We start from the raw sequence: 14,248 nt of genomic DNA, 5'->3' as shown, positions 1-14,248 counted from the left end.
AAAAAGCATCTCTATTTATTATTCATCTTCATCTCTGATTTTTCTCTTGATTATGAGCTGTTCGGTTTGGACTGACTTCATCAATCCGTGATAACACATTCATAAAAATCTTGTTAAATTCACTAAGAATGCTTTCTAAGTCTAGGGAGTGTAGAAAATCTAAATAATGAGTTAATTATTTATAATTTGTTGAAAATCAATAAAAAATAAAATTATGTGATGGAGTTGATATTAAAATTTGTTTATTATTTGTTTGTTTTTTGTAGATTGATAAATCACGTAAAAAATAACCAAAATGTAAGAGTGGGTACACCCAAAAAAACTTTAGTGAAAAAGGTAAAAAGATGAAAAAAACCGTATTGACGCTCATGTGTATGTTTGCAGGACAAATCGCTAATGCAGAAATCATTAAAGTAAATGGGGAGGGGAAAGCCGCTATTATCAAAAAAGATCCGAATGGCACACGTAACCAGGCATTCAACAATGCGAAAACAGATGCCGTAATTGCAATGATCAAAAAAATAAATGGTCCACAAGCCATGGGTGAGGCACAACAGTATTTAGATGAAATTGTGAAGCAAGTTGATCCAACCTATATCAGTAACCGTGGAAGTTCGACTCAAGGCAATAATGAGTTAGTGACTCAAATTAGCTTGGAAATGGATGATCAAGAATTCCGTTCTATTCTGAATGATTTTGGTCTCTCTAAAAAGAACAGCCGTTCAAGCCCGATCATGATTGTTATGGATGAATATTTCGGTGTACCAAAAGATAATTCTAAACCGGTAAAAGAATTTACTTCTTATTTCTCCGATCGTAGCTACAGCTATGATGAAGATGCTAGCTACAAAGCGAGTGAAAGTGCCAAAGCAAGCGACAGCAGTTCTTATTCTTCTAAAGGGAAATCTGCAGCGGCATCAGGCTATGCCTATGGCAATTATTATGGGGCTGGCGCAGGCGTTTCTGCACGTTCAGCGAGTCACAACAACTCAGGTAAATCTGCATCTTCAAGCAGTTATAATGCCAGTGAGTCGGCAAATTATAGTCAATCTGAACGCCAGAATGATATTCAGAGCTTTGTGAAATATGTGGAATATCAAACGCCAAGTACTAAAGCTGAACATGATAATCAAACCTTAAATGCGATTTCAGCGGCAGCTTCCCGTTACGATTTACGCTTGTTGGATTCCGATATTTTTCGTAGTACTTACCTGAAAGGTCGTAGCCTGACCATTCAACAGCTTTTAAGTGATACAGAGCTTGCGAAATTGGCAGTTGCTGCACGTAAGGAAAAAGCTGATTGGTTTATGGCGGGAAGTTCGTACATTTATGACCGTGGTCGTTCATCCGCAACAGGGCAGTTCGTTTGCGATGGTGCAGTCAGTTTTAAAATTTATTCTGTAGATGATGGCACTTTAATGGGCGGTGAAACTCGCACTGAATCATCGACAGGTGCGACTACAGATTCATGTCGAACCAATGTGGCAAAAAAACTGGGTGATTTAGCCATTAGTCAGGTAGGGCCACAAATTCTTGCCTACTCTAAAAATCGTTCAATGTACGGCAAAGAAATCACCATTTTTGTGAAAAGCGTTTCAGGCAATGTTTCTACCCGTTTAGGTGATGACTTGTATGTGGCACTTGAAGAAATTGAAGGTGCAGAAAACATTGATGTGCGTACACAGGATGGCAAACTGGTCGAACTGACTATGACGTATAAGAGCAGTAAACCAATTACCGGTGAGCTGGCGAAAGCACTACGTAAAGTCAATCCGACACTTTCAAGTGCAGAACGCTTGCAGGCAGGTAATACGATCACACTTTGTATTGGTGGTACTCAATGCAAGTAAAAGCTAAAGCACTCTGGTTTGCAATGTCGATGCTTTCGGTATCTGTTGCACAAGCCAATATTCAAATCTACCCATCACAAGGGCTGTTTGGTTTAGAGCAACAGTGTCGCCAAGATTCAAATCGAATTGAAGCCAATGGTTCATCAATTATTTGTGATTTTAGCAAAGCCATTCAAAACGAAAGTGTTCGGAAACAGGCTCAACAATTTTTTGTGCAGGGTTTGCAAAACAGCTTTCCTGACCAAATCGTAGCGAACATTTCACAGAAGACTAAACATCGTACTTATGTGGCGTCTTTAGAAGTGATACGTGCCAGTGAATATGTGGTGAATAAAGACTCAACATCGGAAATTTTTTTACCTGTGACCTTGAGTTTAAAGCTCACCAATATTTTGTCGGGTGAAGTGATTTATAGCGACAGTGCGACTTTATCCCAACCGATAAAAGTCTTGAGCAGTGAGCTTGATTCAGTTGCCACAAAAGCTGAAATTGAAAAGAAATTTCAAAGTACTTTGCTGACCTTGACCCAGCAGGTCACACAGGATTTGAAATCCAAATTTAAGGTCGCTGAAATCGAAAGTAATGTGATTGATACATGGAAATCATATTTAGTGTTGGATAAAGGCTTTAATCAGGGAATAGCCAAAGGTGACGAGCTGAGTTCTGTGGATGGCGATTTAATTCGGATTGTGCATGCTGATAGTGATTATGCGGTCGCCATTCCTGTATTAATGCTGAATAAGGCAAAAATATTTAGCAAGATATCAACCAATACGCGCCAAGCTTTAAATAAGCCTAAAGCTTTGGTGGTGGATGTTTTGAATTATCAGGGTGAGTCAAAAGATCTGGTTGAACAAATATTTTCAGATGCCGTGGGAGAAAAAGCATCTTTCACACTGACACCGGTAAATAAGCGTTATAGCGCATTGGCACAAAGTATTGGTGAACAAACAGAACTGGCACAAGCTGAAGATATTAACCAGCGCGAATTGCCTGAATTTTTTATTCGCATCAATGTCATGCCTGCAATTGCTTATGAGCAAGCAGTCGGCAAAATGACTCAGCAGCAAGTGGTGCATAGTGAAGTATTTGCGGAGATGATCGATCGTTCAGGTCGCGTTATTTTTTCAGCACATACCACGGATGAAATTAAAGAAATCATTTCACAAGGTATGGGATTTTCTTTAGAGGCACGCAAAGAAATTTCACTAAAAAATGCGCTGATTCAATTGGGCCAGAAATTTCAAAAAGGTATTCAGTTCACTCGTTCCGATTTGAAAGTGAGTGGCAGCAGTCAACAAAATGTAAACATTGAAGATAAAGGTGAGCGCTTAAGTGTTGGGATGAAAGTGCATGTTTATAACCAGCAAAAAGTAGCACAGCGTAATGTTCTGATTCCGACTTGGGAAGCCACAATTATTGAGCGCAATGGTTCACAAGTAAAAGCACAACTTGATTTTCCAGTCAGTGGCAATGACCGACTTCCGGTACATTCGGGTGATGTCGTTTTAGTCGATAGCAATGCAGCTGTGGGCGACTCAAAATTGGCCCGTGTATTTTGCCCTAATATGCATACAGAGCAGGTCGGTGAGATTCCTTTCTATGGGTTTGGCCCTCTGATTTATCATGCATTTTCAAGTGAATCTAAGCGGCCATTTTATGCCACAGGCTCAGGTTTTAGAGGTCAAACAGCCTTAAAAGATGCGGTCATTCAACTGACAGAAAATTCAGGCTTCAAAAAGAACCTGGATCTCAAATTTTATCTCCCCCGCGATGAATGTTTGCAACCTGTCTTTAAAATTCAGGTCAAAGAAAATTCAATCAAATGTAATGCTGATAAATCAAATTGTGATGCAACCCTGGTTATGGGAAGTGGCGCGCGCAAATTTGATGAAAAAGCTGAACGTATTGGTGCCTATGGACTTCAGCAAGAAATTGAATTGAAAGGCATTGATAACCAGCATCGTTACGCGATGTATAACATCCAGATGTTTAATGCATTACCTCCAATTCTCAAACAAATCGTGCAAAAAGCCGATTCTTCACAATAAAGGAAATGACAGATGAAAAAAGTAGCGATTGTTTTGGCGGTATCATTATCACTGGGCACCTCATGTGTACAAGCGGGTTTTGGGTCGTTAGGCGGGCTTGCTTCTACATTGACAGAATCTGTAACGGGTGTTTCATCATCAAATATGGATTTGGCTGGCTTCTTTACTCAAGCGAAAGCAACCAATGCGATGTTCATTGAAAGCCGTAGTGCTTTGGCTTCCTTGCTTGCAAGTAAAAAGGAGTCAGATGAGTTAAGAACAAAACAAAAAAGTTTGAAAACCACTTCTGATCCAAAAGAAAAAGAAGCGATTCAAAAAGAAATTGTCGCAATGTCGAATGCGGTTCTTGATGCATCAAAAAAGGATGAAGATGCAACAGTTGCAAAACTTTCATCACTTAATGCAGATCAAAAGAAATATTTATTGGCGTCTGCATCAAACTTTGTGATTGCAAGTTTAACGGCGCGTGACTTGGCTTTGGGTGCGAAACAAGTCAGCATGGGCGTGATGGCAAACCCTATGAGCTTGACAAATACGGGCCTATCTCTGGTTGATGCAAAAAATGTTGTAGGTGATATTACCGGTATTGCGAAAAATTCAAGTATGGCTCTGGTGGAATATCCGAAACTACTTAAAAAAGCCGGGATTGAATTTAAAATGCCTGAGAGTGCAGCATCGAAACCACAAGATATCTCTTCATTTTTATAATTGGGTGCTTGTCTCTACGCTTTATTTAAAAGTAAATAAAAAATCTCTCACCAATAATTGAATGATTTTCTTTAGAAAAAAAGAGCCTGTTAGTCAGGTTCTTTTTATTTTGATTTTTCTCATTTTCTTTTCGCCAAAAATATATTGCTCATCCGGTTAATAAACTGCGGACTGAGCTTAGAAAGCATCATCAGTACTTTGGTTTTAAGTCCTACCGCTTGATGGATTTTGGTGAACATTGAGTCTTTCGCTTGCACACGTGCGTAAATTGCCTGTGCAACATCTTCAGCAGTTAAATGTACGCTCATATTTTGGATGCTGCCTGCATCCATATTTTTGACCATTGCGGTTTGAACAAATAAGGGCATGACATCTAAAACGCGAATGCCGTATTTTTGCCACTCAATATCTAAGCCTTCGGTAATGCCGCGAACCGAAAATTTACTGGCTGAATACGAGACTAAATCGGCTTGGCCATATATCGCAGAGGCAGAAGACAGGTTGATAATACGCGCGAAAGAAGCCTGCTTTAGGAAAGGTAAAGCGGCATGGCAACCATTTAAAATACCTTTAACATTAATATCGATGGTTCGGTGATGTGCTGCAATATCGGTCTGTTCAAAAGCCCCTGAATAGAGAATGCCAGCATTGTTGACCAACACATTCATTTCGCCTGCCCACGCCTGAAATTCAGTCAATGCCCGTTGCCATTGCTGATAATCAGCAACATCGAGTAAATCTGCTTTAGCTTGTGATCCTAATTGCTGGGCAAGTTTTTGGGCTAGAACCTCATTGATATCATAGATGCTGACTTTATAGCCGTGTTGATAAAACAGCCTTGCCGTTGCAGCGCCAATGCCTTGTGCTGCACCACTAATAAAGATACTGTGCATAGGTTTCTCCCTATCAATTTTATTTTTTGTGCGCTTAATTTCTTAACTCGTTCTGTTTGAGCATAACCAACCTTGATAGTGAAAACCGTTGTTAATTGGAAGTGATTGGAGTGATGAAAACATGGATAAATTATTGGTAGTGATGCGTGAGTTACGTGAAAAATGTCCATGGGACCAGCAGCAAACACCGCAAAGCCTGACTAAATATGCCATTGAAGAAGCGTATGAGGTGGAAGCGGCAGTTAGGGAGGGGAATACAGACGAGATACGGGATGAACTCGGTGATTTACTTCTGCAAGTCGTTTTTCAGTCGCAAATGTATAGTGAAGTCGGGGCTTTTGATTTTAATGATGTCGTGAATGCGATTACTGAAAAGTTAATTCGTCGTCATCCACATGTATTTCAGGCAGAGCGATTTTCACAGCTCAGTTCAGATGATGTTGCTGTGCTTTGGAAACAAATTAAACAACAAGAAAAACAAGGCAAAGCCCAATCCCGTTTAGATGAGATCAAACATGGACCTGCAATTCAACAAGCGCATGAAATTCAAAAAAATGCTGCACTAATTGGCTTTGATTTCCCGGATGTGGCAGGCGCTTATGGCAAGCTGAATGAAGAATTACAAGAGCTGCAACACGCCATGGATAATCAAAATTCCGACGAAATATTCGATGAATTTGGTGATTGTTTGTTTTCACTCATTAATGTTGGACGTAAACTAGGGCTTTCCAGTGAAATGGCGCTTTTAAGCACTATTCATAAATTTAGAACTCGTTTTGCTTTCATTGAAGATCACGCTCAACAGCAACATAAAAAAATTGAGACTCTGTCTTTAGAAGAAATGGATCGACTCTGGGAGCAGGCAAAACAACAATTAAAATAAAAGGCCGATAATGAAAAAAATAATACAGATCCTGAATGCAATTTTTTATATGGGTGTATTGATGTCGGTGTTGAGCGGAACGACGGGTTATGCTCAACAATTCGACCAACACTATTTAAAATGGAAGGCTGAACAGGAAGCCCAGGATGCACGTTTAAAAATACCGCATGTATCTCCGCCAAAAAATTACTATTTGGCGAAACCTGCTTTACAGGCATCCACTGGGGCTAAAATAAGTTTGAACCAGGCCAATCTGGAACAGTTACAAGAGCTGTCTGGGATCGGTTTAAAAAAAGCAGAAGCGATCATTGCCTATCGTCAAAAAAATGGAAAATTTAAAAACATTGAAGAATTACAGCAGGTCAAGGGAATTGGACCCGCTTTATTTGCCAAGAATAAAGATCGATTAAGCCTGTAATTCATAGGTCAAGCAGTCAAGAAGGGCCAAACAATATATTTAGCATTGAGATAATCAAATTGCCCTTTGATTGTGTTAGATATATGATTAGCGTCATCTTAGATATTTTACGTTCAGACGTAGGAGACAGCGTCTTTTGCAAACTTTGCGCGCGTCAAAATGTGGTTTATCAACCGCTCAATTACCTTCTTCCATATTAGATGTTATCGATGCCTTAAATAAGGCAGGCTTTGAAGCTTATATCGTCGGTGGCGGTGTCCGTGACTTAATGTTGGGTCTGAATCCCAAAGATTTTGATGCAGTCACCGATGCCACGCCGGCACAAGTGAAAGAAGTTTTCGGACGGCGTTGTCGTATTATTGGGCGACGTTTTGAGCTTGCTCATGTCTATTCAGGCCGAGAACTGATCGAAGTTGCGACATTCCGTGCACCGCCTAAAAAAGCAGTGACTTCTGCTTCAGGCATGATTTTACGTGACAATAATTGGGGCACGATTGAGCAAGATTTTGCCCGCCGTGATTTTTCCATTAATGCAATGTATTACCAACCGCGTAAAGGGATCGTGCTCGATTTCTGTAATGCAGTTGATGATATCGAAAATAAAACTTTACGCTTATTGGGTGATCCGACTTTACGTTTTGAAGAAGATCCAGTGCGTATGCTGCGTACTTTGCGTTTCGCGGCAAAATTAAATTTCAGTATTGCGCCTGAAATTTTAGAGATTTTCACCCCTGAAATGACCCAGTTACTGCGTGATATTTCTCCGCATCGTTTATATGACGAATCGCAGAAATTGTTCACCATGGGGCATTTGAATCGCGTGCTGCCGATGCTGATTGATTTTGATATCTGGCGTCAGCTGTTTGCCGATATCCGTCCAGATATTTCAACCTTTATCGAACGTGCAGCCATCAATACCGATCAACGTATTCAAATTGGTAAAACCATTAACCCTGCATTTTTCTATGCCGTGTTGCTGTGGAAACCCTTTTTAGAACGTTGTGAATTTTATCTCAATAAAGGTGTTGTTGCTGCAGAAGCACGTGCACAAGCGGGCTTGGATGTATTAAAGCGTCAGGCCACCCGTACTATTATTCCACGTTTTGCAGAAACCTTTATTCGTGAAGTTTGGGAAATGCAAACCCGTTTGCTCAATCCAAAACCACAGCAAATACAAGCGTTATCGACCCATGCACGTTTCCGTGCCGGCTTCGATTTCCTGTTGCTTCGTGAGAAGTCAGGTGACAATACCACCCAAGGTATGGGCATGTGGTGGGATTCTTATCAGCTGCTGAGTACGGATGAAAAAGAACGTGCCATTAGTCAATATAATCGCCAACGTGCAAAAAGTCGTCGTAAAGCTGCAACAGAAGATGTGATTGAAGCTAAATCAGTTTCTGTAGAAATTGAACCTTTGGTAAACGAGCCTGAACCACGCCGCCGTGAACGCAAGAGCAGAACACGATCTGACCGACCTGTTCAAACAGTTTCTGCAGGCGGTTCAGAGATTGCATATGACCATCCAATTCTAAAACGTAAACGTGTTAAACGTGATTTAAGCCAAGTGGTTTTTGGACCGACACAATGAGCACAGTCACCTATATTGGCTTAGGTAGTAACTTGGGTAATTCACGCCAGATTTTGCTTGAAGCTGTGCAAAAGCTGGCAACACTTGGAACCGTGAAAACATCCAAGTTATATCAAAGTCCTCCCATGGGACCCCAAGACCAACCGAATTATTTAAATGCGGTGGTACAGCTAGAAACCGATTTAGCGCCCTTGCTTTTATTGGATGAATTACAACGTTTTGAACAAGAATCAGGTCGGGTGCGTTTACGTCGATGGGGCGAACGTACTTTAGATCTGGATTTATTGGTCTATGGTCAAGAACACATTCAAAATGAGCGTTTAACCGTTCCACATGTGGGACTGCTCGAACGTGATTTTGTGGTCATCCCCTTGTTAGATTTAGATGCAAATATACAAATTAAAACACAACGATTAAAAGATTTACCCGTGGTTCAACATCCAACCCTGACTGTTTTGGATGATGAAACTTGGTCAAATATTTAATTTAGGCATGTTCTTGGAACGTGTTAGAGGAACATCTTGATGATTAGTCTCAGCGACTTAAGACAATTTAAAACTGATGGACGCAAATTTTCTTGTCTGACCTGTTACGATGCCAGTATGGCAAAGGCAATGGAAATTGCCGAAGTCGACAGCATTTTAATTGGTGATTCTTTAGGGATGTCGATCCAGGGCCGTGATTCAACCCTGCCCGTGACTGTGGAAGATATGGCTTACCATACCGCTGCGGTACGCCGTGGGAATCAACATGCCTTCATTATGACTGACTTGCCATTTATGAGTTATGCCACTTTAAATGACGCATTGATAAGCTCAAAAACCGTCATGCAAGCTGGCGCGCAAATGGTCAAAATGGAAGGCGGGGCTTGGTTAAGTGAAACTGTCACTGTTTTGACACGGAATGGCATTCCAGTCTGTGTACACTTGGGTTTAACGCCTCAATCCGTTCATGTATTTGGCGGATATAAATTACAGGCACGTACCCGTGAAGCAGCGGATCAACTGATTGCAGATTGTAAAGCTGTGGTAGAAGCGGGTGCTGCATTATTATTATTAGAATGTGTACCGGCACAATTGGGTAAAGAAATTAGTGAATTGTTCCCGCATATTCCAGTGATTGGGATTGGTGCAGGTGCAGATACCGACGGTCAGGTGCTGGTCGTTCAAGATATGCTGGGCTTGACCTTTGGTCGCGTGGCTAAATTTGTACGTAACTTTATGAAAGAACAGGCAGGGGAAACTGCAATTCTGGATGCTTTTAAAGCCTACCATGCTGCAGTACAGGATGGTTCTTTCCCTGCTAAAGAACAAACTTTTCAAGTCGAGCTGTAAACATGAAAACAGAAACCACCATTCAAGGATTAACTGCTTCACTTAGTCCAGCTCGAGCGGCACGAAAAATTATTGGTTTTGTTCCAACCATGGGGAATTTGCACGAAGGTCATTTAAACCTGGTGCGTGAAGCACGCAAGATATGTGATGTCGTGGTGGTCAGTATTTTTGTCAATCCAATTCAGTTTGGTCCAAATGAAGATTTTGAAAACTATCCACGTACTTTAGAACAGGATAGCCGTTTGTTGGCAGATGTGGGCTGTGACATTGTTTTTGCACCCAGTGTTGAACAAATGTATGGCAATAAACCCCGTTTAACCAATATTAGTGTCTCTGAAATTACTAACGATTTATGTGGCTTACAGCGTTCAGGTCATTTCGATGGCGTGGCTGTGGTTGTGACTAAACTGTTTAATATGGTGCAACCGAATTTTGCATTCTTTGGACAAAAAGATTATCAGCAATTGGCGGTGATTCGTCAGTTTGTACGTGATTTGAATATTCCATTGGAAGTGATTGGTGTGCCGATCACCCGTGCTGATGATGGTCTGGCTTTAAGCTCGCGTAATGGTTATCTAACTGAAGAGCAGCGTAAGACAGCTCCAGCAATTTACCAAAGTTTAAAAGCGGCTGAACAAGAACTGCAAAATGGTGTTGCTCTAGCGGAAGTGTTGGAAAATATAAAGCAAAAGTTGACACAAGCGGGTTTTATTGTGGATTATGTGGAAGCACGTACTCCCGAATTACAAAAAATTGAAGCATTTGATCAAGATGTCGTTTTGTTTGTAGCTGCTAAATTAGGTACAACCCGACTGATTGATAACTTGCAAGTTAAGTATACTGCATAAAATTTAGTCATAGGACAGCCTTGCCATGAAGCGTATTTTAATCGTTACAGGACAATCTGGATCAGGAAAATCATCTGCCTTGCAGGTGCTTGAGGATTTGGGCTATTACTGTATTGATAATTTACCATTGGCATTGCTGCCTGAAATTGTTGCCAAACTGGACAGTGAAAATAATTTAGAACAATTGGCTTTAGGGGTGGATGTACGCAGTACCCGCGCAGATCTACAAGAGTTTGATCATGTTTTTGAACAACTGCAAAGACATGGTTCGGTGGATATCATTTATTTGACCACCCAAGATCAACAATTGATTTCCCGTTTTAGTGCATCGCGGCGTCCACATCCTTTATCTAGTCGTTTTAAAAGTTTGAATCAGTGTATTCAGGAAGAAAAAACCTTATTGCTTCCGATACAATTACGATCAACAGTACATATTGATACCAGTGATAAAAGTGTGCATGATCTAAAGCACACTTTGTTGTCTAAACTTGGACAATCCGATAACTTAATTTTAATTTTACAATCTTTTGGTTATAAACACGGTATTCCCCTCGATGCCGATTATGTGTTTGACGTACGTCATTTGCCTAATCCGCATTGGGATCTGGAATTGCGAAAATATTCAGGTTTAGATTTACCTGTACAACAGTTTTTGCTGCAAAGTGAACAAACCAACGAGATGTTCGAAGACATTTATCATTTTTTAGATAAATGGTTGCCTGCCTTTGCTGAGGGGCATCGTCACTATATGACGGTGTCGATTGGGTGTACGGGAGGGCAGCACCGTTCAGTATATATTGTGGATAGACTCAAAAAGGCTCTTGAGGCAAAATGGTCTATTCAGGTCTTACACAGGGAAATGAAGCACTGGTCATGATTGACACAACTGTTGACGTAATTAACAAACTAGGTTTACATGCGCGTGCGTCTGGAAAGCTGATTGAAGTTACCACCAAATTTCGTTCATCGATTCAAATTGGTAAAGGTGACAAATTAGTCGATGCAAAAAATATTATGTCCTTGCTCATGCTCGGTGCAGGCAAAGGCACAACTTTACGTTTAGTGCTTGAAGGTGCAGATGAAGAACAAGCTTTATCTGAAATTCAGGCGCTATTTGCAGCAAAATTTTACGAGGCAGATTAATCGTGGCACGTCGACCGCAACAGCGTTTTACTGAAGATGACTTTGAAACTTTAGAAGGGCGTGCAAGCAAAACCGAACAAAAAAAAGCAGTTCAACGTATGGCTGCTTTAGGTGAACAACTCTCTGAATTGAGTCTTAAACAAATTCAGAAACTCCCTGTGGAAGAGCGTTTAATTGATGCGTTGTTAGACGTACGTAATATTACGTCACATGAAGCACGCCGTCGCCAATTTCTACGTATTGGTAAATTATTGCGCAATGAAGATGAGGCAGTGATTTTATCTTATTTAACTCCGCAACAAGGTGCGAAAAAAACTGCACAATTGCAGCGTTGGGTTGACCGAATGATTGCACAGGGTGATCCAGCAATCAAAGAATTCATGAAAGCGCATAATGCGGCTGAACATCATCCGATTCGTCAGCATATCTTGCGTATTCAGCGTGATATCACCAAACAATTGCCTGAAGAACAAGTCGCTGCTTCTAAGTTGAAATTATTTAACTATATTCAGCAAGTAGCATTGATTTCAGACAATTGATTTCTTGGTTCGATACTAAAACTAAAAAAGCGACTCATATGAGTCGCTTTTTTATGCTTTGATATTTCTCTCTTGCGCTTTGCGACAAGGCAGTGCATTGTCGCTTGCTCAGGGAGAGAGTTAGAGAGAGTTGTGGGTGCGGATAAATTACTGAAACTCACCTGTGGCACGTTCTTTTGCCCAGTCACGCAAGATGAATTTTTGCAGTTTCCCAGTTGAAGTTTTAGGAATCTCGGTAATCACCAGATCTTTAGGCACTTTAAAGCGTGCTAAATGTTGTTTGCAGAATTCAATCAGTTCTTCAGGTGTTGCTATTTTACCTTGTTTCAGTTCCACAAAGGCACATGGAACTTCTTGCCAGCGTGGATCAGGTTTTGCCACTACTGCTGCAGTGAGTACAGCGGGATGCTGATACAGCACTTCTTCTACTTCAAGCGAGGAAATATTTTCACCCCCTGAAATGATTACATCTTTGGAGCGGTCGGTGATTTTGGCATAGCCATCGGGTTGGCAAACAGCCAGATCGCCCGTATGGAACCATCCACCAGCAAAGGCTTCAGCTGTTGCCTCAGGATTTTTCAGATAACCTTTCATCACAATATTGCCACGGAACATAATTTCGCCCATGGTGTGACCATCATGTGGAACTTCCTGCATGGTTTCAGGATCAAGTACTTTCATGCCGTCTTGTAATGGGTAAGGAACGCCTTGACGTGAATGCAACTGTGCCTGTTCTTGAATCGACAAATCACTCCAGCCTGCCTGGGATGCGCACAGCGCAGAAGGACCATAGGTTTCTGTCAGGCCGTATACATGGGTGACGTTAATGCCAATATTGCGCATGCCTTCAATGATCGCTGCTGGAGGTGCGGCACCCGCGACCATGACTTCGACACGGTGATCAATCTTGGTCTTTTTCTCTTCAGGGGTATTGATCAGCATCGACAGAACAATCGGTGCGCCACAGAAGTAATCGACTTTATGTTCAGCGATCAGTTTAAAGATCAGTTCAGCATCGACTTTACGCAAGCAGACGTTGGTTCCACCGTTGGCCGCCAAGGTCCAGGCAAAGCACCAGCCATTACAGTGGAACAGAGGCAGGGTCCATAAATAGGTGGCACGAGGCATCATGCCGCAAGCAATAATGTTGCTGGCTGCATTAATGTAGGCACCACGGTGATGGTAAACCACGCCTTTAGGGTTGCCCGTGGTTCCAGAAGTGTAACTTAAGCTGATGGCATCCCATTCATCTTGGGGTAAATGCCATTCAAAGTTTGCATCACCTTGGGCAATCCAGTCTTCATATTCGATTTGACCTATACGGCTATCTTCACCTTCAAACTCTTCATCGGCCACATCAATCACATAAATGTCTTGTGGAACCAAGGCAAGCGCTTCAGTTGCAAGCGCTGTAAATTCAGGATCAACCAATAAGACTTTGCTTTCAGCATGTTCCAGCATGAAAGCAAGGGTCTTGGCATCCAGACGGGTATTTAAGGTGTTGAGAACTGCGCCTGCCATAGGCACAGCAAAATGCGCTTCAATCATGGCAGGGACGTTAGGCAGCAGTACAGACACGGTATCATTTTTACCGATGCCTAATTTTTGGAGTTGGTTGGCAAACTGACGGCAACGATTGTATTTTTCACGCCAGGTAATACGACGCTTACCGTGAATAATCGCGTTTTGATTTGGATAGATATAGGCTGCACGATCAAGATAGCGTAAAGGTGACAACGCTACAAAATTTGCGGGGGTACGCGGTAATTCATCATATGCGCTAACCATTGGAAAACTCCGTTGTATATTTATTTATTTTCATATCCTGTTGAAAAGATATGCATTTATCATGAGTGTTGCATTTATGCTTTAGTCGAGTGCTTTTTAATAATTTATAAAATATTGAATTTTAAAGATATTATTTTTTGACACTCAAATATTTTGAACGCACGGGTTCCCATATTTGATTTTTTAGGTATTTTACTCTAGTTGG

At 41.3% G+C, this 14,248-nt stretch carries 14 protein-coding genes; 12 read left to right on the top strand and 2 right to left on the bottom strand.

The window, feature by feature from the left end:
* Window positions 1–344: 344 nt before the first annotated feature.
* Genes HLH16_RS02920 through HLH16_RS02910 form a run of 3 tightly spaced genes read left to right on the top strand, consistent with a single transcriptional unit; the run spans window position 345 to window position 4,609 of the window.
* A complete protein-coding gene (locus HLH16_RS02920) occupies window positions 345–1,850 on the top strand; it encodes a hypothetical protein (protein WP_171528173.1) in 1,506 nt (501 codons plus the stop codon).
* Window positions 1,841–3,901: an MreC domain-containing protein gene (locus HLH16_RS02915; protein WP_171528172.1), complete on the top strand. Its 2,061-nt coding sequence runs from the start codon at window positions 1,841–1,843 to the stop codon at window positions 3,899–3,901. The genes HLH16_RS02920 and HLH16_RS02915 overlap by 10 nt, the downstream gene beginning before the upstream one ends.
* Before the next feature lie 12 nt (window positions 3,902–3,913).
* Window positions 3,914–4,609: a hypothetical protein gene (locus tag HLH16_RS02910; protein ID WP_171528171.1), complete on the top strand. Its 696-nt coding sequence runs from the start codon at window positions 3,914–3,916 to the stop codon at window positions 4,607–4,609.
* 119 nt (window positions 4,610–4,728) lie between these two features.
* Here the strand turns inward: HLH16_RS02910 and HLH16_RS02905 are convergent, their stop codons facing one another.
* Window positions 4,729–5,502 (bottom strand): SDR family oxidoreductase, encoded by a 774-nt coding sequence (locus tag HLH16_RS02905; RefSeq protein ID WP_171528170.1) that lies wholly within the window; start codon window positions 5,500–5,502, stop codon window positions 4,729–4,731.
* Window positions 5,503–5,623: 121 nt separating this feature from the next.
* Between HLH16_RS02905 and mazG the strand changes: the two genes are divergently transcribed.
* The 9 genes from mazG to yjgA all read left to right on the top strand — a co-directional run bounded on the left by mazG (window position 5,624) and on the right by yjgA (window position 12,255).
* Window positions 5,624–6,385, top strand: coding sequence for a nucleoside triphosphate pyrophosphohydrolase (mazG, locus tag HLH16_RS02900; RefSeq protein ID WP_171528169.1), 762 nt, complete (start codon window positions 5,624–5,626; stop codon window positions 6,383–6,385).
* Window positions 6,386–6,446: 61 nt separating this feature from the next.
* The gene (locus HLH16_RS02895) at window positions 6,447–6,803 is read left to right on the top strand and encodes a ComEA family DNA-binding protein (protein ID WP_250850218.1); all 357 of its coding nucleotides are present in this window, start codon (window positions 6,447–6,449) and stop codon (window positions 6,801–6,803) included.
* A gap of 136 nt (window positions 6,804–6,939) precedes the next feature.
* A complete protein-coding gene (pcnB, locus tag HLH16_RS02890) occupies window positions 6,940–8,391 on the top strand; it encodes a polynucleotide adenylyltransferase PcnB (RefSeq protein ID WP_214646599.1) in 1,452 nt (483 codons plus the stop codon).
* On the top strand, window positions 8,388–8,876 hold the full coding sequence (gene folK / locus HLH16_RS02885; RefSeq protein WP_171528167.1) for a 2-amino-4-hydroxy-6-hydroxymethyldihydropteridine diphosphokinase: 489 nt from the start codon (window positions 8,388–8,390) through the stop codon (window positions 8,874–8,876). The genes pcnB and folK overlap by 4 nt, the downstream gene beginning before the upstream one ends.
* Window positions 8,877–8,915: 39 nt before the next feature.
* Window positions 8,916–9,725, top strand: a complete 810-nt coding sequence (gene panB / locus HLH16_RS02880; protein ID WP_131287419.1) for a 3-methyl-2-oxobutanoate hydroxymethyltransferase — start codon at window positions 8,916–8,918, stop codon at window positions 9,723–9,725.
* A 2-nt stretch (window positions 9,726–9,727) separates the two neighbouring features.
* Window positions 9,728–10,573: a pantoate--beta-alanine ligase gene (gene panC / locus HLH16_RS02875; protein ID WP_171528166.1), complete on the top strand. Its 846-nt coding sequence runs from the start codon at window positions 9,728–9,730 to the stop codon at window positions 10,571–10,573.
* Between the two features lie 25 nt (window positions 10,574–10,598).
* A complete protein-coding gene (rapZ, locus tag HLH16_RS02870) occupies window positions 10,599–11,450 on the top strand; it encodes an RNase adapter RapZ (RefSeq protein WP_131287414.1) in 852 nt (283 codons plus the stop codon).
* The gene (locus tag HLH16_RS02865) at window positions 11,447–11,716 is read left to right on the top strand and encodes an HPr family phosphocarrier protein (protein WP_010325935.1); all 270 of its coding nucleotides are present in this window, start codon (window positions 11,447–11,449) and stop codon (window positions 11,714–11,716) included. Before rapZ ends, HLH16_RS02865 begins: the two co-directional genes overlap by 4 nt.
* A 2-nt stretch (window positions 11,717–11,718) precedes the next feature.
* A complete protein-coding gene (yjgA, locus tag HLH16_RS02860) occupies window positions 11,719–12,255 on the top strand; it encodes a ribosome biogenesis factor YjgA (protein WP_131287412.1) in 537 nt (178 codons plus the stop codon).
* Between the two features lie 147 nt (window positions 12,256–12,402).
* Here the strand turns inward: yjgA and HLH16_RS02855 are convergent, their stop codons facing one another.
* Window positions 12,403–14,043, bottom strand: a complete 1,641-nt coding sequence (locus tag HLH16_RS02855; RefSeq protein WP_171528165.1) for an acyl-CoA synthetase — start codon at window positions 14,041–14,043, stop codon at window positions 12,403–12,405.
* Between the last annotated feature and the right edge of the window lie 205 nt (window positions 14,044–14,248).

It is taken from the genome of Acinetobacter sp. ANC 5378, assembly GCF_013004315.1.
Classification (GTDB): domain Bacteria; phylum Pseudomonadota; class Gammaproteobacteria; order Pseudomonadales; family Moraxellaceae; genus Acinetobacter.
Note: the sequence above shows the minus strand (reverse complement) of the source record. Positions and strands in the feature narration are given on the sequence as shown.

What these genes read in the sequence shown, in the direction of transcription:
- HLH16_RS02920 (WP_171528173.1), top strand. Translation starts at nt 345, where the DNA reads ATGAAAAAAACCGTATTGACGCTCATGTGTATGTTTGCAGGACAAATC.
- HLH16_RS02915 (WP_171528172.1), top strand. Translation starts at nt 1,841, where the DNA reads ATGCAAGTAAAAGCTAAAGCACTCTGGTTTGCAATGTCGATGCTTTCG.
- HLH16_RS02910 (WP_171528171.1), top strand. Translation starts at nt 3,914, where the DNA reads ATGAAAAAAGTAGCGATTGTTTTGGCGGTATCATTATCACTGGGCACC.
- HLH16_RS02905 (WP_171528170.1), bottom strand. Translation starts at nt 5,502, where the DNA reads ATGCACAGTATCTTTATTAGTGGTGCAGCACAAGGCATTGGCGCTGCA.
- mazG (WP_171528169.1), top strand. Translation starts at nt 5,624, where the DNA reads ATGGATAAATTATTGGTAGTGATGCGTGAGTTACGTGAAAAATGTCCA.
- HLH16_RS02895 (WP_250850218.1), top strand. Translation starts at nt 6,447, where the DNA reads ATGTCGGTGTTGAGCGGAACGACGGGTTATGCTCAACAATTCGACCAA.
- folK (WP_171528167.1), top strand. Translation starts at nt 8,388, where the DNA reads ATGAGCACAGTCACCTATATTGGCTTAGGTAGTAACTTGGGTAATTCA.
- panB (WP_131287419.1), top strand. Translation starts at nt 8,916, where the DNA reads ATGATTAGTCTCAGCGACTTAAGACAATTTAAAACTGATGGACGCAAA.
- panC (WP_171528166.1), top strand. Translation starts at nt 9,728, where the DNA reads ATGAAAACAGAAACCACCATTCAAGGATTAACTGCTTCACTTAGTCCA.
- rapZ (WP_131287414.1), top strand. Translation starts at nt 10,599, where the DNA reads ATGAAGCGTATTTTAATCGTTACAGGACAATCTGGATCAGGAAAATCA.
- HLH16_RS02865 (WP_010325935.1), top strand. Translation starts at nt 11,447, where the DNA reads ATGATTGACACAACTGTTGACGTAATTAACAAACTAGGTTTACATGCG.
- HLH16_RS02855 (WP_171528165.1), bottom strand. Translation starts at nt 14,043, where the DNA reads ATGGTTAGCGCATATGATGAATTACCGCGTACCCCCGCAAATTTTGTA.